Below are 9,333 nucleotides of genomic sequence, written 5' to 3'. Positions count from 1 at the left end.
CACGGCGACGCCCTTGCGCTTCGCTAGTCCTTCACCGCCATCAGGCTGGACAGAGGACTTCCACCTCCAAGCTGTCGATCATGCTCGGCACACCGTAGGTTGGGTTCGCGGCAAGCGAACCCAACAGGCCACGGCGCGGCGGCGAGATGTTGGGTTCGAAGGCGAACCCAACCTACGCGGTCGCGCCCGCACCGCCGCTCAGCTGCTGTCCGGTTTCGGCGGCTTGGGCATGGGCCGGCCAGCGGCGGACTCGTCCGGCGCCAGGGGCCAATCCTGTGCGGGCTCGCGATCGGCGAGGCTGTCATCGGTTCTCGCCGCGGCGATGTCGTCCCAGCCTTGCGGCAGACGGATCGACGGCGGCGGGCGGCCGATCTTGCGGCACACCTCGCGCACGAACTCCTCCGGCGACAGCGTGTCGAGCTGCACGTCCAGGATCTCGTCCTCGACCAGCGTCTCCCACACCAGGGACCGCACCCGCTCGGCGTCCTCGGCCTCGTCGGGCGCCGCGACCGCCTTGGCCACCGCCTCGGTGACCTGCTCCCGCCGCTGCCGGCGGCGCTCCTGCTCGCCCGACTCCTTCCGCCCTTCCCGGCGCATCAGATAGTCGGCCCGGATCCGCTCGGTCATCGCGATCGACAGCCGCACCGACCGCGACAGCCGCGACTGCATCAGCGGGTAGTCCGGCATCTCCGACCCCCGCAGGATCTGCGACTGCTCCTGCGCCGTCATCCGCTTGGTCCGGATGTCGAGCTCGACCACGTAGCGCAGCGAATCCAGCGCCCACCCCGTCCATTTCATGTCGGGGTCGGTCGGCCGGATCTCGTCGGAGTCGGATTGCGCCATGTCCATGGAACGCAGCATGAACAGATGCGGCCGCTAATACTACCGCGATTACATTTCCGGAGAAAAATCAACGCGTTGGTTCTTTCGGATAATCAGCTCGCCTTCCGGCGCGTGGTGCTGGCGGCGGGGGCCTTGCGCTTGGTCTTGCTCTTGGCCGCGGGCTTGGACTTCGTCGCAGCCTTGCGGCCGGACTTCCCCGCACTCTCGCGCAGGGCCGCCATCAGGTCGATCACCTGGCCGCGCTTCGGCGCCGCCGGCGGCTTGATCGTCTCGCCGCGCTGCTTGGCCCGGATCAGCTCCAGCAGCGCCGTCTCGTACCGGTCCTCGAACTTGGCCGGGTCGAACTTGCCCTTCTTCTGGCCGATGATGTGCTTGGCCAGGTCCAGCATCTCGCCGGCGATCTTGACCTTCGGGATGTCGTCGAAGGCCTGGGCCTCGTCGCGCATCTCGTATTCGAAGTGCAGCAGATTGGCCAGGAAGCCCGGCCCCTGCGGGCACAGCATCACCACCCGGTCGCGCCGGAACAGCACGGTGCGGCCGATGCCCACCGCCCCGGACTTCTCGCAGGCCGCCCGGATCACGGCGAAGGCCTCGGCCCCCACCGCATCGGCCGGCGCCAGGTAATAGGGCCGGTCGATGGCGACGCGGTCGACCTGGTCGCGCGGCACGAAGGCCTCGATGTCGATGGTCTTGGTGCTGTCCGGGATCGCCGCCTCGATCTCCTCCTCGGTCAGCACGACATAGCGGTCGGTGTCGACCTCGTAGCCCTTCACCTGCTGGTCGCGCTCCACCGGCTTGCCGGTCCCGGAATCGACGAACAGCCGCCGCAGCCGGTGGCCGCTGCGCCGGTTGACCATGTTGAAGTGGATCTCGTCGCCGTCGCCGACGGCAGTGTACAGCGCCACCGGGCAGGACAGGAAGCCCAGCTTCAGCGAGCCTTTCCAGGTTGCGCGCGGCGCCATCTCATCCTCGGCAGCGGATCGGGTCCCGGAAGGAACGGCCGGGCGTCGCATCGGGTTCCTGCATCTGGTCCGCCCAATGGATCTTCCGGAACTGCCGGTTCACGCGCATCGTTCCCGAAGCAGCGGAACTCTCAGGCGAAGGCGATGGCGAAGAACAGCCTGTCGACCTATCGGCGCAAGCGCGACTTCGAGAAGACCTCCGAACCCAGCGACGCGACCGGCGTCGCCGCTTCGGACCGGCTGCGCTTCGTCATCCAGAAGCATGCGGCGACGCGGCTGCATTACGATTTGCGGCTGGAGCTCGACGGCGTGTTCAAGTCCTGGGCGGTGACCAAGGGGCCGTCGCTCGACCCGCATGACAAGCGCCTGTCCGTGGAGGTCGAGGACCATCCGCTGGCCTATGGCGATTTCGAGGGCACGATCCCGAAGGGGCAATATGGCGGCGGCACGGTCCAGCTGTGGGACCGCGGCTTCTGGCAGCCGGAGGGCCGCATGTCGCCGCAGCAGGCGCTGGCCAAGGGCGACCTGAAGTTCACCCTGGAGGGCGACCGGCTGCACGGCAGCTGGGTGCTGGTGCGGATGAAGCGGGACCGCACCGGCGGCAAGCGCAGCAACTGGCTGCTGATCAAGCATCGCGACGAGCATGCGGTGGAAGGCGACGGCGATGTGGTGCTGGCCGAGGACCGGTCGGTCGCCTCCGGCCGCGCCATGGCCGCGATCGCGGGCGGGCGGGGCCGCGGCCCGAAGCCCTTCATGCTGGGCGGCCGGACATCGGCGCCGGCGGATGCGGTCTGGGATTCCGCCGCGAAGCCGGAGAAGGCGGCGGCCAAGGCGTTCGCGCCACGCCGCCGGAAGACGAAGGCCGCCGCGGCGATGCCGGAGTTCATCCCGCCGGAGCTGTGCCTGTCGGTCGACCGCCCGCCCGGCGGCGCCGGCTGGGGCCATGAGATCAAGTTCGACGGCTATCGCCTGCAGCTGCGGATCGAAGGTGGCAAAGCGACGCTGAAGACCCGCAAGGGCCTCGACTGGACCGGACGGTTCCAGGCCATCGCCGATGCGGCGAAGGGCTGGCCCGACGCCATCGTCGACGGCGAGGCGGTGGCGCTGGACGAGCGCGGCCATCCGGATTTCGCGGCGCTGCAGGTGGCGCTGTCGGAAGGGCACAGCCGCGACCTGATCTACTTCGCCTTCGACCTGCTGGTCGAGGGCGGCCGCGACTGGCGGCCGGAGCCGCTGTCGCAGCGCAAGGAACGGCTGCGCGAGCTGCTGGAGGCACAGGGCTGCGACACGACCTCGACCATCCGCTATGTCGAGCATTTCGAGGAGGCGGGCGACGCGGTGCTGCGCTCCGCCTGCCGGCTGAACCTCGAGGGCATCATCTCCAAGCGGCTCGACGCCGCCTACCAGTCCGGCCGCAGCGACCGCTGGACCAAGGCCAAGTGCCGCGGCGGACACGAGGTGGTGATCGGCGGCTGGTCGACCACCGGCAACCGGTTCCGGTCGCTGCTGGTCGGAATCCGCCGCGGCGGCCATCTGGTCCATATCGGCCGGGTCGGCACCGGCTACGGCGCCGCCAAGGTGGAGCGGCTGCTGCCGCGGCTGAAGGCGGTCGAGTCGGACACCTCGCCCTTCACCGGCCCGGGCGCCCCCCGGAAGGAGCGCGGCGTCCACTGGGCCCGGCCGGAGCTGGTGGCCGAGATCGAGTTCGCCGGCTGGACCGGCTCCGGCATGGTCCGCCAGGCCGCGTTCAAGGGGCTGCGCGAGGACAAGCCGGCCGAGGAGGTCGAGGCGCCGGCCGCCGAGACCGAGTTGGCGGAGCCGGTGCCGGCCAAGACGAAGACGGCCAAGCCGGCGCGGCGCCAGGCCGTGGGCGGCAAGGCGGCGGTGATGGGCGTGTCCCTGTCCCATGCCGACAAGGCGCTGTGGCCCGATGCGGGCGACGGCGAGCCGGTCACCAAGCACGACCTGGCCCTGTATCTGGAGGCGGTCGGCCCGTGGATGCTGCCGCACATCAAGGGCCGCCCCTGCTCGATCCTGCGGGCGCCGGACGGGATCGGCGGCCAGGTCTTCTTCCAGCGCCACGCCATGCCCGGCACGTCGAGCCTGATCTCGCTGGTCAAGGTGGCGGGCGACCGCAAGCCCTATCTCCAGATCGACCGGATCGAGGGGCTGGCGGCGGTGGCGCAGTCGGGCGGGCTGGAGCTGCATCCCTGGAACTGCTGGCCCGGCGTTCCAGACCGCCCGGGCCGGCTGGTGTTCGACCTCGACCCCGGCCCCGGCATCGATTTCGCCGCGGTGGTCGAGGCGGCGCGCGAGCTGAAGGACCGGCTGGAGGCGGTCGGCCTGGTCCCGTTCTGCAAGACCACCGGCGGCAAGGGGCTGCATGTGGTGACGCCGCTGGCCGCGTCGCGCGCCGGCGGGCCGGACTGGGCCGATGCCAAGGGCTTCGCCAAGGAGGTCTGCGCCCGCCTGGCCGCCGACATGCCGGACCGCTATCTGGTCAACATGGCGAAGGACAAGCGCCGGGGCCGCATCTTCCTCGACTATCTGCGCAACGACCGGATGGCGACCGCGGTGGCGCCGCTGTCGCCGCGGGCCCGGCCGGGGGCGACGGTGTCGATGCCGCTGACCTGGGACCAGGTGCGGAAGGGGCTCGACCCGAAGCGCTACACCCTGCGCACCGTGCCCGGCCTGCTGGCGAAAGGCTCGGCCTGGGACGGCTATGACGATGCCGCCCGGCCGCTCGCCGACGCGATCCGGCGGCTGGAGCGCCGCAAGGCGGCGGCCTGAGACCGGAATCTTGGTGACTGCTGGCCTTCATACCGCTGAATCTATGAAATCAATCATCATCCCGGGCGCTGCGCCGCACGGAGCGATGCACTGCAGTTCCGGAATCTGGGAGTCCGTGCCGAGACCCTGTGCCTGCGCAGCGTCGCCTGTATTTCCACACTGAAAACCAGGATTGATATCTTTCACCGCAAGGAATTACCGATACGGGGTTGCCGCATCCGCCAGATGATTCTAGTATAGAAAGCTGAGGCTGTGTGTCCAAATAAAGAATGAATAAAAATTGTGCAATGCAGAAATGCAATTATCAGACAATAATATAAATTATGACGTTTATTAGCAGTTGAAAGAGCGGACGAATTACTGATTGCGCCGCAACATGAACGGTGTCAAAAAGACCAAGTGGCCTGCGGCCGACGAACCCTATCGCAAGGCGATCAGCCTGCGGGGCGAATGGCGCTTCGGCGCCATTGTGCCTGATCTGGGACCCAACCCGGGGAAGGCGGTCGCGACTATCGGCTGGTGCCGGCTTGTCCGGACGGCTGCTGGCGGCCGCGCACCTCAGTGAAGGGGGATCAGATGGAATCGAGCGATCGCCGGCGTCCCAGAGCGAGACGCGACGCCCCGTAGCGCCGATATCCGAGCGTTCCAGCGATGACAGCCGCCGCCCGCCCGGCCGTGCCGCCGGCGGAAGTTGGCCCGTCATGCCGCGAATCCGGAAGAGGCCCTTCCGGATTCGCGGAAAGCTGGTCGCGCCACCCTCCCCCTTTCAACGGTTTCTCGGAGGGGACAGTGGATAAGCACCATAAGGACATGATCTCGTCGCTGAAGCTTGCGCCCGGCGACGAGGTTCTGGTTCCAGACTATCTGTTCGAAACCTTGTCGAAGGATCTCGCCAACGCCCGGATCATCCCGTACAGCGCGGCAGCGCAGCTGAAATCGCCGGTTCCCGACCGTGCGATCGTGCATAAGGGGCTGATGCCCCGCCTGCCGCGGCAGAGCCTGCAGGCGCTGGTGATCCATGGCGACATCGTGCACGCCAACGAGGTCTTCGTGGTGTTCGCCCGGCACGGCGGCGGCACCAAGCCGTCGGTGCTCGACGTCGCCCGGCGCCGCCACAGCCAGCCGGTGCTGGACTACGTCAAGCGCGACATCCGCGTGCGGCCCCGCTCGACCGACCGGCGGGCGGTGGTGGTCTCGGCCTTCGGCGTCGGCAATGTCGGCGACGACGCGGTCAGCTTCGGCGCCCGCGAGGTGCTGTACCGCAGCGGCTTCGACGAGGTCGCGCTGGTCGGCCCCAACCCTGACTACTCGGTGATCGACACTGCGGACCTGGTCGTGGTCGGCGGCGGCGGGCTGCTCTACGACAGCAGCTTCAGCAACGTCTCGAACTACACCGCGCCGATCCGCTACGCCTATGAGCGCGGCATCCCCTCCGCCGTGCTCGGCGTCGGCGCCCAGGGCATCCGGACGACGCTCGGCGCCGCCGCCTACAAGGACGCGCTGTCCCTGGCGCGGCTGGTCACGGTGCGCGAGCGCAGCGACGCCACCCTGCTGACCGAGACGGTGGGGCTGAAGAACGTCCACACCACCGGCGACCTGGCCCTGCTGCTGGCGGACGGGCCGCGGCCGGTGCCGGTCCGGCGCGACCCGAACCTCGCCGTGCTGTCGCTCAGCCACAGCCTGGAGAGCTGGCTGGCCAAGCGCGACAGCACCATCGACGCCTATCTCGACGAGACACTCGATTCCCTCGGCAAGGGCTACAACACAGTGGTCGGCGTCGTGCATTCGGTCGATGACGAGGCGATCTACGAGCGGTTGCGGCAGCGGCGCGAGATCCATGTGGTCAAGGCGGCCGAGTTCGACGTCTCGGCGATCATGGACCTCTACGCCTCGGCCGGCCTGGCCGTGAGCTCCCGCTTCCACGGGCTGCTGTTCTCGGTGATGGGGCGGACGCCGCTGGTCCAGGTCTGCGGCCCGACCAGCAAGAGCGGCCGGGCGCTGGCCGAGCGCTTCCCGTCGCTGACCCGCGCCGCGATCCTGCTCGACCACGCCAACCGCAACCTGCGGATCGGCGACGCGATCGAGTTCGTCCAGCCGGTCGGCGAGGAGGAGCGGTCGGCGGCGATCGAGGGCGCACGCGAGAACGTCCAGCATTTCGCCGCCGCCTTCGACCGCAAGGAGGTCGTCGCGGTCGAGGCCATCGCGATCGATCCGGCCCCGGCCCCCGCTGCGAAGGCGCCGGAGCCCGCGGCCGAGGAGCCGTCGAAGAACCAGGAGATCGTGCTGCCGGACCATGTCGTGGTCACCACGGCCGATGCCATCCAGCTGGCCGTGCCGGTCGGCGGCGCCGAGGCCGAGTTGCAGGAGATCGAGGCCCGGCGGTGGCGCAACAGCACGCTGGCCTGCGCCGCCAAGGTGCTGAAGCCGGGCGACAAGGTGGTCGATCTCGACCCCGGCTTCCTCTACTTCGCCTCCGCCTTCGGCTCCCTGGTCTCCAAGGCCGGGTCGGTGTCGGTCGCCTATGAGAAGAGCAAGGGCGAGCCGATCCTGAAGCAGTACCGCGCCCTCAACGGCAAGGGCGGCGGGGCGGCGATCAAGCTGTGCGACGCCGCCGATGCGAAGCAGCTGTCCAAGGCCTGCGACGACGCCAGCCTGGTGCGGCTGCGCCTGTCGGGCCAGCCCGCCAAGGATCGGGCGGACTGCATCCGGGCGATCCGCTCGCGCTCGCCGCATGTCATCGTCGAGGCGGCCGACCTGCCGGCGGTGCGCAACGCGATCGAGAGCTTCCTCGGCTCCGAGATCGCCCGCGAGGGCCGCCGGATCTTCACCTTCGGAGACTCCGACCTGGTCGAGCGGCCGATCTACGAGATCGCCCAGCTCGACGAGACCACCCTGCTGCTCCAGCTCGAAGAGGCGCACCATGGATAAGGAAGCCGTCGTCGTCAGCTTCTACGGCGGGAAGCAGTACTACTACGACTCGGCCTACCACCTGGCCGAGGACTGCAAGAAGCTCGACATCGAATACGATTTCGAGGAGGTCAAGCTCGGGCCGGACGCCAACTGGGCCGACATCTGCCGCTACAAGGTCAACTACTACTCCCGCAAGCTGGAGGAGCATAAGCGGCCGATCATCTGGGTCGACATCGACACCCGCATCATCAAGCGGCCGGACCCGTTCCTGCGCAGCGAGAGCGACTTCGCGGCTTTCCTGCGCAACTTCAAGTACTTCCGGGAATACGACCCGTTCATCTTCGCGCGGACGTTCCATCCCGGGTTCCTGTTCTTCAACTACACGGCGCCGACCCGGCGCCTGCTGGAGCAGCTGGTCGAGTTGGAGCAGGGCAGCAAGGAGCGCGGCACCGACGACTATTTCTTCGAGGAGGCCTGGCGGGCGCATTCCGAGCAGCTGCAGGTGACGCTGCTGCCGCCGAAGCGGCTCTCCTGGGGCGACAAGCTGGGGGCGGCCGACGCCTGGTTCGCCTTCGGCGACAGCGGCAATGTCCGCGACTTCGTCAAGGAGGTGGCGCAGCACGACGCGCCGATCCTGGAGCCGTCGCGCCAGTACCGGGTGCTGAAGGCGATCTCCGAGCAAGAGCTGAAGGCCGGCAAGCTGCAGAACGCCGCGGTCTATCTGAAGAAGATGACCGATCTCGACCCGTCGCAGGACGACCCGCTCAACACCCTGGCCCGGCTGGCCCGCCGGCAGGAGGGCGAGCAGGCCGCGCTGGCGCTGTATGAGGGCCGGGTCGGCCAGCTGCGGCAGGAGGGCGAGTACAGCGACCGCCTGTCGGCGCTGCTGCAGCGCGTGGTCGATTTCTGCATCGAGTTCCACCTGCCGGAGGAGGGCCAGCGCTACGCCGGCGAGCTGGCCGAGCACGGCACCGCCAAGGCCAAGGCCTTCGCCCAGGGCCGGATGCTGCGGCTGGGGCTGGAGCAGCGGGCCAAGGCGGCGGAGCTGCCGCTGAAGCAGCGGCCCCAGCTGTGGTGGATGGAGCAGCCCTATCCCGGCAATTTCGGTGACATCCTCAACCCCTACATCGTCGAGAAGCTGACCGGGCGGGCACCGCGCTGGGTGGCGGCGGGCAGCGGCGCCCTCGTCATCGGCTCGGTGATCAAATTCGCCAAGAAGGGCACGCCGGTCTGGGGCACGGGCAGCCCGCGCCTGACCGACAAGCTGCATCCGCAGGCGGTGTACAAGGCGGTGCGCGGCCCGCTGACCCGGCGCCTGGTGCTCGACAGCGGCGGCCAATGCCCGCAGGTCTATGGCGACGTCGCCCTCTTGCTGCCGCAGCTGTACCAGCCGAAGGGCAGCAAAAAGCACAAGCTCGGCCTGATCCGCCACTTCACCCATGTGGCGGCGCCGCTGGAGGTGCATCCGGACGTCAAGGTGATCGACATCATGCGCGGCTCCTATGACGGCATCGAGGCGTTCCTCGACGAGGTGTCGGAATGCGAGCACATCATCTCGACCTCGCTGCACGGGCTGATCGTGGCGCAGGCCTACGGCATCCCGGTCGGCTGGGCGGTGATGTCGACCAGCGAGACCCAGATCCCGGGCGGCAACACCAAGTTCGAGGACTATTTCGCCTCGGTCGGGCTGAAGGATGTCGAGCCCTTCGACCTGGCCGGGATCGGCACGGTCACGCCGGACCATGCGCGGCTGTGCCAGTACGTGCCCGAGCGGATGCCGGACCTCGCCGCGCTGCGCGAGGCCTGCCCGTTCCCGCTCGCGGCCTAG

5 protein-coding genes are annotated in these 9,333 nt (G+C 68.8%); 3 read left to right on the top strand and 2 right to left on the bottom strand.

Annotation, left to right across the window (positions count from 1 at the left end; genetic code table 11):
* Positions 1-198: 198 nt before the first annotated feature.
* Together ACTOWL_RS30035 and ku are read right to left on the bottom strand one after the other, a co-directional pair.
* Positions 199-861 (bottom strand): hypothetical protein, encoded by a 663-nt coding sequence (locus tag ACTOWL_RS30035; protein WP_441324958.1) that lies wholly within the window; start codon positions 859-861, stop codon positions 199-201.
* Between the two features lie 74 nt (positions 862-935).
* Positions 936-1,805 (bottom strand): non-homologous end joining protein Ku, encoded by an 870-nt coding sequence (ku, locus tag ACTOWL_RS30030; protein ID WP_441324957.1) that lies wholly within the window; start codon positions 1,803-1,805, stop codon positions 936-938.
* Between the two features lie 144 nt (positions 1,806-1,949).
* Between ku and ligD the strand changes: the two genes are divergently transcribed.
* The 3 genes from ligD to ACTOWL_RS30015 all read left to right on the top strand — a co-directional run bounded on the left by ligD (position 1,950) and on the right by ACTOWL_RS30015 (position 9,333).
* Entirely contained in the window at positions 1,950-4,595 is a 2,646-nt protein-coding gene (gene ligD / locus ACTOWL_RS30025) for a DNA ligase D (RefSeq protein WP_441324956.1), read from the top strand.
* Between the two features lie 789 nt (positions 4,596-5,384).
* Positions 5,385-7,523 carry a polysaccharide pyruvyl transferase family protein gene (locus ACTOWL_RS30020; RefSeq protein ID WP_441324955.1) on the top strand — a complete coding sequence of 713 codons (2,139 nt, stop codon included), beginning with the start codon at positions 5,385-5,387 and terminating at the stop codon, positions 7,521-7,523.
* On the top strand, positions 7,516-9,333 hold the full coding sequence (locus ACTOWL_RS30015) for a polysaccharide pyruvyl transferase family protein (protein ID WP_441324954.1): 1,818 nt from the start codon (positions 7,516-7,518) through the stop codon (positions 9,331-9,333). The genes ACTOWL_RS30020 and ACTOWL_RS30015 overlap by 8 nt, the downstream gene beginning before the upstream one ends.

The organism is Inquilinus sp. CA228 (assembly GCF_052078665.1).
In the GTDB taxonomy this organism is placed as follows: Bacteria; Pseudomonadota; Alphaproteobacteria; order DSM-16000; family Inquilinaceae; genus Inquilinus.
The sequence above is the reverse complement of the archived record's forward strand: the minus strand, read 5'-3'. Positions and strand labels throughout refer to the sequence as shown.